The following is a 14,510-nucleotide window of genomic DNA, read 5'->3' as shown; positions in this document are numbered from 1 at the left end:
AAAACTAAGGATTTACAATGATTTTGAATGCATTCTCTCTCGAAGGTAAAGTCGCTGTCGTGACCGGTTGTGACACCGGTCTGGGCCAGGGCATGGCGCTCGGTCTGGCGGAAGCGGGCTGCGATATCGTCGGGATTAACATCGTTGAACCGACCGAAACCATCGAGCGTGTGACCGCACTGGGCCGTCGCTTTTTGAGCCTGACGGCTGACCTGCGTCAGATCGACGGGATCCCGGCGCTGCTGGAGCGCGCGGTTGCTGAGTTTGGTCATATCGATATTCTGGTTAACAACGCGGGCCTGATCCGTCGTGAAGACGCGATCAATTTCAGCGAAAAAGACTGGGATGACGTGATGAACCTGAACATCAAAAGCGTGTTCTTTATGTCTCAGGCGGCGGCAAAACACTTCATCGCGCAGGGTAACGGCGGCAAAATCATCAACATCGCTTCCATGCTCTCCTTCCAGGGCGGTATCCGCGTCCCGTCTTACACGGCTTCCAAAAGTGGCGTAATGGGCGTGACCCGTCTGATGGCGAACGAATGGGCGAAGCACAAGATCAACGTCAACGCGATTGCACCGGGTTACATGGCGACCAACAACACTCAGCAACTGCGTGCCGATGAGCAGCGTAGCGCTGAAATCCTCGACCGTATCCCGGCAGGACGTTGGGGTCTGCCGAGCGATCTGATGGGGCCGGTGGTGTTCCTGGCATCCAGCGCATCGGATTACATCAACGGCTACACCGTGGCTGTTGACGGTGGCTGGCTGGCGCGTTAATTCGTTGCTGCTGGTTGAGAAAACCCTGCCTTCGCGCAGGGTTTTTTATTGATGGAATCAGGCGTTGAGAAAATCGTCGCGAACCGGCGTAAAGGTATCCAGCAGGGTTCCCGGCTTCAGGCAGACGCAGCCGTGAATAATATTCGGCTGTTTATATAATGTATCCCCTGCGCGTACCACCTGCTTTTCGTCACCGATGGTAAATTCAAATTCACCGGATAACACGTAGGTCAGTTGCTCATGCGGATGGTGATGCAGCGGGCCAATCGCCCCTTGTTCGAAATTAACCTCGACAGCCATCATTTTGCCGTTATGCGCGAGGATGCGGCGGGTGACGCCATTGCCCAGATCTTCAAGCGTCGTCTCGTTATGGAAAACAAACATGCGGGATCCTATTGTTTGAAACAATGTTTCATTCAAGCTAACTCAGGCGCGTGACAAAGAAAATGGCAGAGCGAATGAACTGGAAACTTGATCACAAGTTTGCTTCACTGCTGTAAATCACTGATGAAGGAGCAGGTAATGAAGACGATCGGCTTGTTAGGCGGGATGAGTTGGGAATCGACGATCCCGTACTACCGGTTAATTAACGAAGGGATCAAACAGCAGCTGGGCGGACTTCATTCTGCGAGCCTGCTGTTGCACAGCGTTGACTTCCATGAGATCGAAACGTGTCAGAGCCGCGGCGAGTGGGACAAAGCCGGGGACATACTCGCGCAAGCCGCGATTGGGCTACAGCAGGCGGGGGCGGAAGGGATCGTCTTATGTACCAACACGATGCACAAAGTGGCGCAGGCCATTGAATCGCGATGCTCGCTGCCTTTTCTGCATATTGCCGATGCGACCGGTCGCGTCATTTCCGCACAGGGAATGCGCCGGGTTGCGCTGCTGGGAACGCGTTATACCATGGAGCAGGATTTTTATCGCGGTCGCCTGGAACAGCAGTTTGCCATTGAGAGCCTGATACCCGATGCGGATGCGCGGGCGAAGATCAACCAGATAATCTTTGATGAGCTTTGCCTCGGACACTTTACCGAGACCTCACGTCAGTACTATGTCGAGGTGATTGACAGCCTGGCGGCGCAAGGCGCAGAGGGCGTCATTTTTGGCTGCACGGAGATTGGCCTGTTGGTACCGGTAGAGCGTAGCCCGATTCCGGTGTTCGACACCGCCGCTATCCATGCCGCAGACGCCGTGACATTTATGTTGTCGTAACCGGCCCGAGGATCTGCTCCAGCGCCGTCACCAGGAGGTGATGGCGGGTTTGCAGATGATGGCTGAAGGCCTCGACCAGTGCGGAAGCAGGTCGGTGGATGGGACGAACCAGGCTTACGGTAAACGGCACGGAAATACTGAATCGGCGCACCACCACGCCGCTCGCCGCATAATCCAGCGCGGTAAACGGGTTCACGACGGAAAGACCGACGCCGGCGCGTACCATCGCGCACACTGACGCCGCGCTGTGGGTCTCCACGACCATTCGCCGCTTAACGTCGTGCTCATTAAACAGCGTGTCCAGCAGCTTCCGGTAACTGTCCGTGCGCGACAGGCTGATGTAGTTCTCCCCCTGAAAATCCTGCGGCGTTAATACCGGCTTTTCCGCCAGCGGATGCCCAGACGGCAGCACGCAGACTTCATCGAGCGAGAAGAGTTCTGTACGTTCGGTGCCCGCTGGCGTGTGCAGTGTTTCCGTCAACCCCAGATCGTGACGCTGAGCGGAAAGCCACTCTTCAAGCAGCGGTGATTCCTGCGGCACGATGTTCAGGCTGACGTCAGGATAGCGGGCGAGAAACGGCTGAATCAATGCAGGCAGCAGCGACTGCGAAAAGACCGGCAGACAGACAATCGACAACTCCCCCTGACGAAACTCCCGCAGGCTTTCCGCCGCGCTGACAATCCTGTCCAACCCGTACCAGGATCGCTGAACCTCTTCAAACAGACGTAACCCCTGAACTGTCGGATGCAGGCGGCCGCGCGTGCGTTCAAACAGCGTTAATCCCAGCACTTTTTCAAAGCGTGCCAGTTCGCGACTGACGGTGGGCTGTGACGTATGCAGCAACCGCGCGGCTTCGGTCAGGTTTCCGGCGGTCATGACCGCATGAAAAATTTCAATATGACGTAAGTTAACGGCAGCCATAGTCACCTCGTTTGATTCAATCCATATCATTTTTGCATAGAGTCGATATAAAACGATATTTTTTATTCTCTTCGCACTGTGGCGTAATGATAAAAAACGTCATGTCCGGAGCCCGTTATGCCTCATTCACTGTATTGCACCGATACCGATCTCACCGCGGAAAACCTGCTCAGGTTGCCGGCTGAATTTGGCTGTCCGGTCTGGGTTTACGACGCACAGATCGTTCGTCGCCAGATTGCGGCGTTACAGCAGTTTGATGTGGTGCGCTTCGCGCAGAAGGCCTGCTCCAATATTCATATTTTGCGTTTAATGCGTGAGCAGGGCGTTAAAGTGGACTCCGTGTCATTAGGCGAAATCGAGCGTGCGCTGGCGGCGGGATACGATCCGCAAACGCATCCGGATGACATCGTTTTTACCGCCGATGTGATTGATAGCGCTACGCTGGCCCGCGTCAGCGAATTGCGCATTCCGGTCAACGCCGGTTCTGTCGATATGCTCGATCAGCTTGGGCACGTCTCGCCGGGCCATCGCGTCTGGCTGCGCGTTAATCCGGGCTTTGGTCATGGTCACAGCCAGAAAACCAATACCGGCGGCGAAAACAGTAAACACGGCATCTGGCATACCGATTTGCCGCAGGCGCTGGCGGTGATGCAGCGTCATCAACTGAAGCTTGTCGGTATTCACATGCACATTGGTTCAGGCGTTGACTATGGCCATCTGGAGCAGGTGTGCGGCGCGATGGTGAGTCAGGTGGTTGATTTTGGTCAGGATCTGGAGGCGATCTCCGCTGGTGGCGGCCTGTCGATTCCTTATCACGATGACGAAGAGGCGGTGGACACCCGGCATTATTTTGGCCTGTGGAACGCCGCGCGCGAGCAGATCGCCCGTCATCTGGGGCATCATGTGAAGCTGGAAATTGAGCCTGGACGTTTTCTCGTTGCTCAGTCAGGCGTGCTGGTCACCCAGGTTCGCAGCGTGAAGCAGATGGGCAGTCGCCATTTCGTGCTGGTGGATGCGGGTTTTAACGATCTGATGCGCCCGGCGATGTACGGCAGTTATCACCATATTACCGCGCTGGCGGCGGATGGTCGCTCACTGGAAAATGCACCGCAGGTTGACACGGTCGTCGCAGGACCGCTGTGTGAATCGGGCGACGTCTTTACCCAACAGGAGGGCGGCAAGGTGGAGACCCGCGCGCTGCCGGTGGTGGCACCGGGAGATTACCTGGTACTGCATGATACCGGCGCGTACGGTGCGTCGATGTCGTCGAATTACAACAGCCGTCCGCTGCTGCCGGAGGTGCTATTTGACAACGGTCAGGCGCGACTGATTCGCCGTCGCCAGACCATTGAAGAGCTGTTAGCGCTGGAGTTATTTTAAGCCAAACCAGGGGCCGGTGGTCACCGAGTCGCGCAAGACCAGCGTGCCGGTAAAAGGCGGGATCGGTTCAACGTCTTCGCCATTGACCATGCGGATCGCCTGGTCGATTGCGGTGGTGATCATCGTGTCGATGGGGAGATAAACCGTCGACAGTCCCGGCTCAAGCCATTTTGCACTCGGCGCATCGTCAAACCCAAACAGCGACACATCCTGCGGAATGTTAAGCCCGGCCTGATGCAGGGCTTTCGATGCGCCCAGCGCCATATCGTCGTTACAGGCGAACAGGGCGCTGAACGTCACTCCTTCCTGAAGCAGTTCATTACAGGCGTCATAGCCGCGCGTCATGCTGGAATCGCCATACTTCACCTTCGCCGGATCCCAGGCGATACCGTTTTTCTCCAGCGCCTTACGATAGCCCATCAGACGTGACTTCCCGGTCGGCGTGTGTCCCGGCACGGTAATACAGGCGATCTCGCGGTGCCCTTGGGAAATCAGGTAGTCCACCGCCTGAAATGCCGCGTCTTCCTGTTCAAAAAAGATGGCGCGTTCGCGGGCGAGGCTGACGTCGCGGTTGATGATAATCAACGGCATCGTAATCGAATCCGCCAGCGCCAGAATCGCCTTTTCGCTCATATAGCGGGTGTAGAGAATGATGGCGTCACACTGCCGGTCAGCCAGCATCTGCACCGCTTCTTGTTCGCGCTCCGGCGTATCGTGACCATCGGTGACAATCAACTGCTTGCCGTGAGATTCAGTCTGCCGTGAGGCCTGCTGTAGCAGGCGGCCAAAGTAGAAACCATCAAAGGTCGACACCACCAGTCCAATGCTGTTGCTGGTTCGGTTCGCCAGCGAGCGAGCCAGAAAGTTTGGACGATAATCCAGCGCTTGCATCGCCTTAAACACTTTCTGACGTGTACTCTCTTTAACCTGACCGGTGCCGTTCAGCACGCGAGAAACGGTGGCTTTCGAGACACCGGCACGACGGGAAACATCCAGCATTGTTATCATGACGCGTTCCTGATTACTCGTTTGATGGCGCATTGCCCGACTCCACTGGCGTCGTCACGGAATGGCGGCGGACCAGCGTCGGGCTGAAGACATGGATGACATCCGGCAGCGGGCGCTTTTCCGCCAGCGCGAGCGCCAGCTCTGCGGCCTGCGTTGCCATCGTCACGATGGGATAACGCACGGTGGTCAGTCGCGGGCGAACGTAACGTGAAACCAGCACATCATCAAAGCCTATCAGCGAGATCTCCGCCGGGACGTCCACACCGTTATCATTCAACACGCCCATTGCGCCTGCGGCCATGGAGTCGTTATAACAGGCTACTGCAGTGAAGTTTCTGCCGCGACCCAGCAGTTCGGTCATCGCCTGCTCTCCGCCGCTCTCATCCGGTTCGCCAAACGTCACAAGGCGATCGTTCACCGGGAGATGGCTCTCTTCAAGGGCATCGTAATAGCCTTTAAGACGATCTTCCGCATCCGAAATGGAGTGATTCGAGCAGAGATAGCCAATGCGAGTGTGGCCCTGTTGGATCAGGTGACGAGTCGCCAGCCAGGCGCCGTAGCGGTCATCCAGCGCCACGCAGCGTTGTTCGAAACCAGGCAGGATCCGGTTGATCAGCACCATGCCGGGAATTTGCTTCATTAATGACGCCAGATCGGCATCCGGGATCATCTTGGCGTGAACGACAAGCGCGGCGCAGCGGTGACGAATGAGCTGCTCGATCGCCTGACGCTCTTTTTGTTCATTATGGTAGCCGTTGCCAATCAGTAAAAAATTGCCGGTGTTATAGGAGACTTGCTCCACGGCTTTCACCATCGCGCCGAAAAAAGGGTCGGAAACATCGCCAACCACCAGACCTATGGTCTCGGTGGACTGCTGCGCCAGCGCACGCGCGTTGGCGTTGGGATGGTAGCTGAGTGACTCCATCGCACTGGTCACCGCCAGGCGCGACGCCTCGCTGGCTTTGGGGGAATCGTTGATGACGCGGGAAACGGTGGCGACTGATACACCAGCCAGTCGGGCTACATCCTTTATGGTCGCCATGACAGTACCTATTGTGGGTAAACGCTTACATTCAGTCAGTGTTACGGAAAACGTCTGCTGGTTCAAGCAGATTGCCTGTTACGACGCGGCAAATGTGAGCAACACCCTCGGAATTAAGACAAAAATCGAAAGATGCAAACCATTAGTTACACTTTGCGAAGGGCTGTTGCGATTGTTCGCTGGCGACGTTTCCTGGCGGCTTGATAAAGTTGAGATCCCAGAGGTATTGATAGGTGAAGTCAACTTTCGGGTTGAGCACACGAATTACACCAACCTGCGCCAGTTGCGCAGGTTTTTTTTTGCGATTTCCGCAATCTGTAACAGTAAGCGATAATTTACACAACTGGTTGCATTTCCCTTCATTCCTTTGCGTTTTCTCGCTGGCGAAGCGGTCACGTACCGACCACAATCAAGATCCCAGAGGTATTGATTGGTGAGATTATTCGGTACGCTCTTCGTACTCTGTCTCTTGCACCAACCTGCGCGGATGCGCAGGTTTTTTTTCGCCCCGACTTTACTGTCGCTCCTGTTGCCTTGTTCGTGTAATCTGCCACCATTATTTTACCGAATCGTGCGCAAAGGGAGTTGAAATGTTATTTGGCTTTTTCCGTAACCTGTGCCGTGTGCTCTACCGGGTACGCGTGACGGGGGATATGCAGGCGTTGCAAGGAGAGCGCGTCTTAATCACCCCCAACCACGTCTCTTTCATCGACGGTATTCTGCTGGCGTTGTTTCTACCGGTACGCCCGGTGTTTGCGGTCTACACCTCGATTAGCCAGAAGTGGTACATGCGCTGGTTAACCTCGCTGATTGATTTTGTGCCGCTCGATCCGACGAAGCCGATGGCGATTAAACATCTGGTTCGTCTGATCGAGCAGGGGCGACCGGTGGTGATTTTCCCGGAGGGGCGCATTTCGGTAAGCGGCTCGCTAATGAAAATCTACGACGGTGCCGGATTTGTCGCCGCGAAATCCGGCGCGACGCTGGTGCCGGTACGAATTGAAGGGGCTGAGCTCACCCATTTTAGTCGCCTGAAAGGGCTGGTGAAACGTCGATTCTTCCCGCAGATCCATCTGCATATTTTACCGCCAACCCATCTGCCTATGCCCGACGCGCCGAGCGCACGCGATCGTCGTAAAATTGCGGGCGAAATGCTGCATCAAAAAATGATGGAAGCGCGAATGGCGGTGCGCCCACGCGAAACGCTGTATGAATCGCTGCTGGCGGCGAAGCATCGCTATGGCGCAGGTAAACACTGTATCGAAGACATCAACTTCAAGCCGGAAAGCTACCGACAGTTGCTCACTAAGACGCTGTTTGTCGGGCGTATTCTGGAGAAATACAGCGCTGAAGGCGAAAAAATTGGCCTGATGCTGCCGAATGCAGCCATCAGCGCGGCGGTGATTTTCGGCGCGGTGTCTCGCCGTCGTATCCCGGCAATGATGAACTACACGGCGGGCGTCAAAGGGCTGACCAGCGCCATCACCGCCGCGGATATCAAAACCATTTTTACCTCCCGTCAGTTCCTGGATAAAGGCAAACTCTGGCACCTGCCGGAGCAACTGACGCAGGTTCGCTGGGTCTATCTGGAAGATCTCAAAGCTGATGTGACCACGGCAGACAAGCTGTGGATCTTTGCGCACCTGCTGATGCCGCATCGGGCGCAGGTCAAACAGCAGCCGGAAGAGGCGGCGGTGATCCTCTTTACCTCGGGCTCTGAAGGCCATCCAAAGGGCGTGGTGCATAGCCACAAGAGCCTGCTGGCTAACGTCGAGCAGATCAAAACCATTGCTGACTTCACCGCCAATGACCGCTTTATGTCGGCGCTGCCGCTGTTTCACTCCTTCGGCCTGACGGTGGGGCTGTTTACGCCGTTGCTCACCGGCGCTGACGTGTTCCTCTACCCCAGTCCGCTGCATTATCGCATTGTGCCGGAACTGGTTTACGACCGGAACTGCACGGTGCTGTTCGGCACCTCCACGTTCCTCGGGAACTATGCGCGCTTTGCCAATCCGTATGATTTTTATCGCCTGCGCTATGTGGTGGCGGGAGCGGAAAAACTCCAGGAGAGTACAAAACAGCTCTGGCAGGACAAGTTTGGTCTGCGCATTCTCGAAGGTTACGGCGTGACGGAATGCGCGCCGGTGGTGTCGATTAACGTCCCGATGGCAGCGAAGCCCGGTACCGTTGGGCGGATCCTGCCCGGCATGGATGCGCGCCTGCTGGCTATCCCCGGCATTGAAGAAGGCGGTCGTTTGCAACTGAAAGGGCCAAACATCATGAACGGTTACCTGCGCGTGGAAAAACCGGGCGTGCTGGAAGTGCCGGCGGCGGAAAATGCCGCGGGAGAACTGGAGCGCGGCTGGTATGACACCGGTGATATCGTGCGCTTTGATGAACAGGGATTCGTGCAGATTCAGGGACGCGCCAAACGCTTTGCGAAAATTGCCGGCGAGATGGTCTCACTGGAGATGGTGGAGCAGCTGGCGCTCGGCGTGTCGCCGGAGAAAATGCATGCAACGGCTATCAAGAGTGATGCCAGCAAAGGCGAAGCGCTGGTGCTCTTTACCACCGACAGCGAACTGACGCGTGACGTTTTACAGCAGTACGCCCGCGCGCACGGCATCCCGGAACTGGCGGTGCCGCGCGATATCCGTTACCTGAAACAACTCCCGTTACTCGGCAGCGGTAAGCCGGATTTCGTGACGCTGAAAAGCTGGGTTGATGATCCGGAAAAACAAAATGCCTGAGTCAGTACATACCAATACCTCTGTCTGGTCGAAAGGAATGATGTCGGTTATCGCGGCGCAGTTTCTCTCGGCGTTTGGCGATAACGCCCTGCTGTTTGCCACGCTGGCGCTGCTGAAGGAGCAGTTCTATCCGGACTGGAGTCAGCCGATTCTGCAAATGGTGTTTGTGGGCGCTTACATCCTGTTTGCGCCGTTTGTGGGTCAGGTCGCTGACAGCTTTGCCAAAGGCCGGGTGATGATGTTCGCCAACGGCCTGAAACTGCTGGGGGCGGCAAGCATCTGCTTTGGCTTCAATCCGTTTATCGGCTATACGCTGGTGGGGGTTGGCGCAGCGGCTTACTCACCGGCCAAATACGGTATTCTGGGTGAACTGACGACCGGCGATAAGCTGGTGAAAGCTAACGGTCTGATGGAAGCATCCACCATTGCGGCGATCCTGCTTGGCTCGGTGGCGGGTGGGGTGCTGGCCGACTGGCATGTCATTGCTGCACTGGTCGCCTGTGCGCTGGCCTACGCCGGTGCCGTGGTGGCAAACCTCTCTATTCCCAAACTGCCCGCCGCGCGTCCTGGGCAGTCCTGGCATCTGGCGAAAATGACCCGCAGTTTCTTCTGCGCCTGTGTTTCTCTGTGGCGCAACGGCGAAACACGTTTCTCGCTGGTGGGCACCAGTCTGTTCTGGGGCGCGGGGGTGACGCTGCGTTTCCTGCTGGTGCTGTGGGTGCCGGTGGCGTTAGGTATTACCGATAACGCCACGCCAACCTATCTTAACGCGATGGTCGCGATCGGTATTGTGGCCGGGGCGGGGGCCGCTGCCAGACTGGTGACGCTGGATACCGTGGTGCGCTGCATGCCTGCGGGGATCCTGATTGGCGTCGTCGTGCTGATTTTTTCTCTGCAACACGCGCTGCTACCTGCTTATGCGCTGCTGATGCTGATCGGCGTACTGGGTGGTTTCTTTGTGGTACCGCTGAATGCGCTGTTGCAGGAGCGCGGTAAGAAGAGCGTCGGCGCGGGTAATGCTATCGCGGTACAGAACCTCGGTGAGAACAGCGCGATGCTGTTGATGCTGGGGCTCTACTCGCTGGCGGTGTGGGTAGGGATCCCGGTCATTGCCGTGGGGATCGGTTTTGGCGGTCTGTTCGCGCTGGCCATTGCGGCGCTGTGGATCTGGCAGCGCCGTCAGGCATAATCAACGCGCCGGAATATCCTCCGGCGCGCGTCTGTTACGGTGCAGGATAGGTGTAAACCTGATGCACCGCTTCAATTTCCGCCAACACCTCTTCGCTTAATTGCAGATGTAAGCTCTCAACGTTGGTTTTCAGCTGTTCCATCGTGGTGGCGCCAAGCAGCGTACTGGCAACAAACGGCTGACGACGAACGAATGCCAGCGCCATCTGCGCCGGATCGAGGTTATGGCGTCTGGCTATCTCCACATACGCGGCCACGGCTTTTTGCGTCTGCTCGCCGCTGTAGCGGGTAAAACGACTAAACAGCGTATTGCGCGCCCCGGCCGGTTTCGCACCGTTCAGGTATTTACCGGTCAGCGTGCCAAATCCCAGACAGGAATAGGCCAGCAGTTCGACGCCTTCATACTGGCTCACTTCCGCCAGTCCCACTTCAAAACTACGGTTGACCAGGCTGTAAGGATTCTGGATGGTGACAATACGCGGCAGGTCATGCTTATCCGCCAGATGCAGATAGCGCATGACGCCAAAGGCCGTTTCATTTGAGACGCCGATGTAGCGAATCTTACCCGCGCGCTGAAACTCGGCCAGCGCATCCAGCGTATCCAGCAGCGACACCACCGGCGCGGCGTCGGTCCAGCTATAACCGAGCTTGCCAAAACAGTTGGTCGGGCGCTGCGGCCAGTGAACCTGGTAGAGATCCAGATAATCGGTCTGTAGACGCTTCAGGCTGTCGTGCAGCGCTTCGCGGATGTTCTTGCGATCCAGTGCCTGGTTCGGACGAATGCTGTTGTCGTTATTACGCGACGGGCCGCTGACCTTGGAGGCGACAATCAGTTTTTCACGGTTGCCCTGTTTGGCCAGCCAGTTTCCGACGTAAGTTTCGGTGAGCCCCTGGGTTTCCGGGCGCGGCGGGACCGGGTACATTTCGGCCACGTCGATCAGGTTAATGCCGTTGGCGACGGCATAGTTGAGCTGTGCATGTGCGTCGGCTTCGCTATTTTGTTCACCAAACGTCATTGTGCCCAGCCCCAGTGTACTAACTTCAAGCGAGCTGTGGGGTATACGGTGATATTGCATAGCCGTTTCCTTTTTATAATCACGACATAAGGATTATAAAAATGGCTGAGGGAAGGGAAAAAGGGAAGAAAAATTGTTAAGGCCAGCAGCGTGGCTGACCTCAACCCTCAACGTTCAATGATCTGAGAAACCTCGTCACGGTTAATTTGCATGGCGTTGCCCTGCTGGTCGTGGTAGCTCACCAGACCGGTATCATCGTCAATTTCGGGTTTCCCGTCGGTCAGGATCATCCGACCATCTTTGGTCGCCATCACATAGTCGCTACTACAGCCGGAAACAGCAAAAGCCAGTCCAACTGCGGAAATTATCACTGCCCATTTTTTCATCCATTTATCCTCACGTGGCCTGCGTCTGATAATAGTCTAGTAATAGCCTGACGTTATGGGCAGGAAAAGCAGGAAAATCTTAAACTGAGAGGAGAGAAGGAAAGAATTTCGCTCCCCACAGGGAGCGAAAAAGGCAATTACAGCGGTTTTTTTTGTTCCGCAACAGGTTCAGGCTCTCGACCGCAATCGAGAAGAACATGGCAAAATAGATGTAACCCTTCGGCACGTGAACGTCGAAGCTTTCCAGTATCAGCGTGAAACCCACCAGAATCAGAAACGACAGCGCCAGCATCTTCACGGACGGGTGTCGGTCGACAAACTCGCCAATAGGACGCGCTGCAAACATCATCACGCCAACAGCAATCACCACCGCCGCCATCATAATGAACAAGTGATCGGACAAGCCGACCGCCGTGATCACCGAGTCCAGACTAAAGATGATGTCGAGCAGCATGATCTGCACGATCGCCCCCAGAAAGGAGGTGACGCGCATATTCATCCCTTCTTCTTCACCTTCAATGGATTCGTGGATCTCCTTACTCGCTTTCCAGATCAGGAACAATCCACCGAGCAGAAGGATCAGGTCGCGGGCGGAAATGGCTTCCCCAAACATGTCAAACAGCGGATTGGTCAGCCGGGTCACCCAGGCGATGGAGGCCAGCAGCGCCAGTCGCATGATCATCGCTGCCGCCAGACCGAGGCGTCGGGCGTGTGCGCGTTGTGCTGTCGGGAGTTTTGCAACCACCAGAGAGAGGAAAATAATATTATCGATCCCAAGCACGATCTCCAGCAGCGTCAGCGTACCGAGCGCAAGCCAGGCGTTAGGATCGGTTATCCATGCAAATAACATTGAACAAAGTCCTGCCAAAAAAGAAACGCCAATTATATGCTTCCCGGGCGGCAGGCGAAAGTCTAACGCTGTTGTAACAAAAAGTGGCGTTCCAGCAGGGCGCGCGTGAAGTTCTTTTTCAGATAAAAACCCCGCGGCAGCGTCAGTATTGGCTCGCCCTGGGCACCGATGGCCTCGGTGAGCGCTTTGGCGTTTGCCGCCTTCGGTCGCAGTTGTAAAAATTCGCCATGCCGGGCGGTGATGCGTTCAACCTGACCGAGCACAATCATGTCCATTAGTTCTTCCCAGTCCAGACGCAACTGACGGTCTTCTTCTTCATCTGGACTCCACAGCACCGGCGATCCTACCCGCCGTTGTGCGAGAGGAATACTGCGCTCGCCTTCCACCGGGATCCACAGGACTCGCTTCAGCTTATGCCGTACGTGGCTGGTTTCCCACGTCACGCCGCTGTTTCCCGTCAACGGCGCGACGCAGACAAAGGTGGTTTCGAGCGGTCGCCCGAGGCTATCGACAGGAATGGTTTTCAACTCAACGCCGAGCGCGGCGAAATCCTGCTCAGGCTTACTTCCGGCGCTGGCCCCCAGCCAGAGTTCCAGCAACACGCCGATCCAGCCTTTGTCCCGTTTGAGATCTTTCGGCGCAACGATGCCCGCCAGCGCTGCCAGTTCACCTAACGAATAGCCCGAAAGCTGCTGCGCCTGCTGGAGCAGAAGGGCTTCAGATTCCGGCGGAAAGCGTAAAGGATGGAGTCCGGACATGCGTCATACCTTAGGTGAAAAAATGAACAAGGATTTTATACCGTGGGAAAGAAGTTTATCGTTTTCCACATGCGATATTCAATGCCATGATTTATATTGATTTTTAGTTTCCGGCATAACGTGTTGCGCAACGTCAGAACGGGTTTTCCATTTCTGGTCACTGAATTTAAACAGGATCTTACACCATGTTATCCACAGAAAGATGGGATAACTGTGAAAAACCACGACTACTGTTTCCATTTACAGCCTTGACGTGCGACGAAAATCGAATTTTCACACAATTTGTGTCTAACTTATTGGCACAATCTGTGGATAAAGTCGGCACTGTTCGATCTTTCATCAGCCTGAGGATCGTCAGTGTGATGTTTGTCACCTTTTTGCCTGATAACAGGCAAAATGTCAGGATAACCTCATGAATATAAGAAAATATTTTTTTCATCCTGACGGCTGGTTATTCAGACTGTACCGGTTTTTCCCGGAGTAATTCCGTACTTCTTCACAACTCTATCCACAGAAAAGGTGAATAAAATCGCCCAAATGGGTGAGTGTCTGTTTATAACTTTGTCTTTAACTGTGGGTTATTCAATTGTTATTAGATGCACACCGCTTTAACTCAGTGGTTTACCGTCTGTCAGGAGTGTGAAACAATCATTCTCATATAAGGTTTATATTGAGGTAGTCCGGTGATTGATGACGATGGCTACCGCCCAAATGTAGGTATCGTAATTTGTAATCGTCAGGGGCAGGTGATGTGGGCCCGGCGGTTTGGTCAGCACTCCTGGCAGTTCCCACAGGGTGGGATAAACCCAGGAGAATCAGCAGAACAGGCGATGTACCGGGAACTGTTTGAAGAAGTAGGGTTAAGCCGTAAAGATGTGCGAATCCTTGCCTCTACTCGCAACTGGTTGCGTTACAAGTTACCAAAACGTTTGGTGCGTTGGGATACAAAGCCGGTGTGTATCGGCCAGAAACAAAAGTGGTTTCTTTTGCAGTTGATGAGCGGGGACGCGGAAGTCAATATGCAAACCAGCAGCACTCCTGAGTTTGACGGCTGGCGCTGGGTAAGTTACTGGTACCCGGTTCGGCAAGTGGTTTCATTTAAACGCGATGTCTATCGCAGGGTGATGAAAGAGTTCGCAAGTGTTGTGATGGCGCTTCAGGAAGCGGCGCCGAAGCCGCAAAGTACACCTGCTTATCGACGTAAAAGAGGTTAAGC

The 14,510-nt window shown here is 55.2% G+C and carries 15 protein-coding genes; 6 read left to right on the top strand and 9 right to left on the bottom strand.

The annotated features are described in order from the left end of the window. Window positions 1-17: 17 nt before the first annotated feature. Window positions 18-779, top strand: coding sequence for a 2-dehydro-3-deoxy-D-gluconate 5-dehydrogenase KduD (kduD, locus tag F384_RS15405; protein ID WP_046486656.1), 762 nt, complete (start codon window positions 18-20; stop codon window positions 777-779). Window positions 780-836: 57 nt separating this feature from the next. Here kduD and F384_RS15400 read toward each other — a convergent pair whose 3' ends face one another. Further along, entirely contained in the window at window positions 837-1,163 is a 327-nt protein-coding gene (locus tag F384_RS15400; RefSeq protein WP_046486654.1) for a cupin domain-containing protein, read from the bottom strand. A gap of 138 nt (window positions 1,164-1,301) precedes the next feature. On the opposite strand from F384_RS15400, the gene F384_RS15395 reads away from it, so the two are divergent. Then, window positions 1,302-1,994, top strand: coding sequence for an aspartate/glutamate racemase (locus F384_RS15395; RefSeq protein WP_046486652.1), 693 nt, complete (start codon window positions 1,302-1,304; stop codon window positions 1,992-1,994). Here the strand turns inward: F384_RS15395 and F384_RS15390 are convergent. Further along, the gene (locus tag F384_RS15390; RefSeq protein ID WP_046486651.1) at window positions 1,981-2,916 is read right to left on the bottom strand and encodes a LysR family transcriptional regulator; all 936 of its coding nucleotides are present in this window, start codon (window positions 2,914-2,916) and stop codon (window positions 1,981-1,983) included. The two genes, F384_RS15395 and F384_RS15390, sit on opposite strands and share 14 nt — an antisense overlap. Before the next feature lie 117 nt (window positions 2,917-3,033). Here F384_RS15390 and lysA point away from each other — a divergent pair, with 117 nt between their 5' ends. Further along, the gene (gene lysA / locus F384_RS15385; RefSeq protein WP_046486648.1) at window positions 3,034-4,296 is read left to right on the top strand and encodes a diaminopimelate decarboxylase; all 1,263 of its coding nucleotides are present in this window, start codon (window positions 3,034-3,036) and stop codon (window positions 4,294-4,296) included. On the opposite strand, the gene F384_RS15380 is transcribed toward lysA, so the two are convergent. From F384_RS15380 to F384_RS30430, 3 genes are all read right to left on the bottom strand, one after another. Continuing rightward, window positions 4,288-5,304: a LacI family DNA-binding transcriptional regulator gene (locus tag F384_RS15380; protein WP_046486646.1), complete on the bottom strand. Its 1,017-nt coding sequence runs from the start codon at window positions 5,302-5,304 to the stop codon at window positions 4,288-4,290. The two genes, lysA and F384_RS15380, sit on opposite strands and share 9 nt — an antisense overlap. 13 nt (window positions 5,305-5,317) lie before the next feature. Next, window positions 5,318-6,346 (bottom strand): HTH-type transcriptional regulator GalR, encoded by a 1,029-nt coding sequence (gene galR / locus F384_RS15375; RefSeq protein ID WP_046486644.1) that lies wholly within the window; start codon window positions 6,344-6,346, stop codon window positions 5,318-5,320. 142 nt (window positions 6,347-6,488) lie between these two features. Then, the gene (locus F384_RS30430) at window positions 6,489-6,755 is read right to left on the bottom strand and encodes a hypothetical protein (protein ID WP_226991595.1); all 267 of its coding nucleotides are present in this window, start codon (window positions 6,753-6,755) and stop codon (window positions 6,489-6,491) included. Between the two features lie 181 nt (window positions 6,756-6,936). On the opposite strand from F384_RS30430, the gene aas reads away from it, so the two are divergent. Both aas and lplT read left to right on the top strand, forming a co-directional pair. Further along, window positions 6,937-9,096 (top strand): bifunctional acyl-ACP--phospholipid O-acyltransferase/long-chain-fatty-acid--ACP ligase, encoded by a 2,160-nt coding sequence (aas, locus tag F384_RS15365; RefSeq protein WP_046486639.1) that lies wholly within the window; start codon window positions 6,937-6,939, stop codon window positions 9,094-9,096. Next, a complete protein-coding gene (lplT, locus tag F384_RS15360; protein WP_046486637.1) occupies window positions 9,089-10,285 on the top strand; it encodes a lysophospholipid transporter LplT in 1,197 nt (398 codons plus the stop codon). Before aas ends, lplT begins: the two co-directional genes overlap by 8 nt. 34 nt (window positions 10,286-10,319) lie before the next feature. Here the strand turns inward: lplT and F384_RS15355 are convergent, their stop codons facing one another. The 4 genes from F384_RS15355 to mutH all read right to left on the bottom strand — a co-directional run bounded on the left by F384_RS15355 (window position 10,320) and on the right by mutH (window position 13,294). Then, complete coding sequence (locus F384_RS15355) at window positions 10,320-11,360, bottom strand: NADP(H)-dependent aldo-keto reductase (RefSeq protein ID WP_046486635.1); 1,041 nt, start codon at window positions 11,358-11,360, stop codon at window positions 10,320-10,322. A gap of 107 nt (window positions 11,361-11,467) precedes the next feature. Next, window positions 11,468-11,686, bottom strand: coding sequence for a lipoprotein YgdR (gene ygdR, locus F384_RS15350; protein ID WP_046486633.1), 219 nt, complete (start codon window positions 11,684-11,686; stop codon window positions 11,468-11,470). Window positions 11,687-11,765: 79 nt separating this feature from the next. Next, a complete protein-coding gene (locus F384_RS15345; RefSeq protein ID WP_080949956.1) occupies window positions 11,766-12,536 on the bottom strand; it encodes a TerC family protein in 771 nt (256 codons plus the stop codon). Window positions 12,537-12,598: 62 nt separating this feature from the next. Beyond that, the gene (gene mutH, locus F384_RS15340) at window positions 12,599-13,294 is read right to left on the bottom strand and encodes a DNA mismatch repair endonuclease MutH (protein WP_046486629.1); all 696 of its coding nucleotides are present in this window, start codon (window positions 13,292-13,294) and stop codon (window positions 12,599-12,601) included. 683 nt (window positions 13,295-13,977) lie between these two features. Here mutH and rppH point away from each other — a divergent pair. Then, window positions 13,978-14,508, top strand: a complete 531-nt coding sequence (gene rppH / locus F384_RS15335) for an RNA pyrophosphohydrolase (protein ID WP_046486626.1) — start codon at window positions 13,978-13,980, stop codon at window positions 14,506-14,508. The last annotated feature ends 2 nt before the right edge of the window (window positions 14,509-14,510 follow it).

It is taken from the genome of Citrobacter amalonaticus Y19 (assembly GCF_000981805.1).
Taxonomy (GTDB): domain Bacteria; phylum Pseudomonadota; class Gammaproteobacteria; order Enterobacterales; family Enterobacteriaceae; genus Citrobacter_A; species Citrobacter_A amalonaticus_C.
Note: the sequence above shows the minus strand (reverse complement) of the source record. Positions and strands in the feature narration are given on the sequence as shown.

Excerpts from the sequence above, each read along its gene's own strand:
- F384_RS15400 (WP_046486654.1), bottom strand. The coding sequence starts at position 1,163 with ATGTTTGTTTTCCATAACGAGACGACGCTTGAAGATCTGGGCAATGGC.
- F384_RS15395 (WP_046486652.1), top strand. The coding sequence starts at position 1,302 with ATGAAGACGATCGGCTTGTTAGGCGGGATGAGTTGGGAATCGACGATC.
- lysA (WP_046486648.1), top strand. The coding sequence starts at position 3,034 with ATGCCTCATTCACTGTATTGCACCGATACCGATCTCACCGCGGAAAAC.
- galR (WP_046486644.1), bottom strand. The coding sequence starts at position 6,346 with ATGGCGACCATAAAGGATGTAGCCCGACTGGCTGGTGTATCAGTCGCC.
- F384_RS15355 (WP_046486635.1), bottom strand. The coding sequence starts at position 11,360 with ATGCAATATCACCGTATACCCCACAGCTCGCTTGAAGTTAGTACACTG.
- lplT (WP_046486637.1), top strand. The coding sequence starts at position 9,089 with ATGCCTGAGTCAGTACATACCAATACCTCTGTCTGGTCGAAAGGAATG.
- F384_RS15345 (WP_080949956.1), bottom strand. The coding sequence starts at position 12,536 with ATGTTATTTGCATGGATAACCGATCCTAACGCCTGGCTTGCGCTCGGT.
- kduD (WP_046486656.1), top strand. The coding sequence starts at position 18 with ATGATTTTGAATGCATTCTCTCTCGAAGGTAAAGTCGCTGTCGTGACC.
- ygdR (WP_046486633.1), bottom strand. The coding sequence starts at position 11,686 with ATGAAAAAATGGGCAGTGATAATTTCCGCAGTTGGACTGGCTTTTGCT.
- mutH (WP_046486629.1), bottom strand. The coding sequence starts at position 13,294 with ATGTCCGGACTCCATCCTTTACGCTTTCCGCCGGAATCTGAAGCCCTT.
- F384_RS15380 (WP_046486646.1), bottom strand. The coding sequence starts at position 5,304 with ATGATAACAATGCTGGATGTTTCCCGTCGTGCCGGTGTCTCGAAAGCC.
- F384_RS15390 (WP_046486651.1), bottom strand. The coding sequence starts at position 2,916 with ATGGCTGCCGTTAACTTACGTCATATTGAAATTTTTCATGCGGTCATG.
- aas (WP_046486639.1), top strand. The coding sequence starts at position 6,937 with ATGTTATTTGGCTTTTTCCGTAACCTGTGCCGTGTGCTCTACCGGGTA.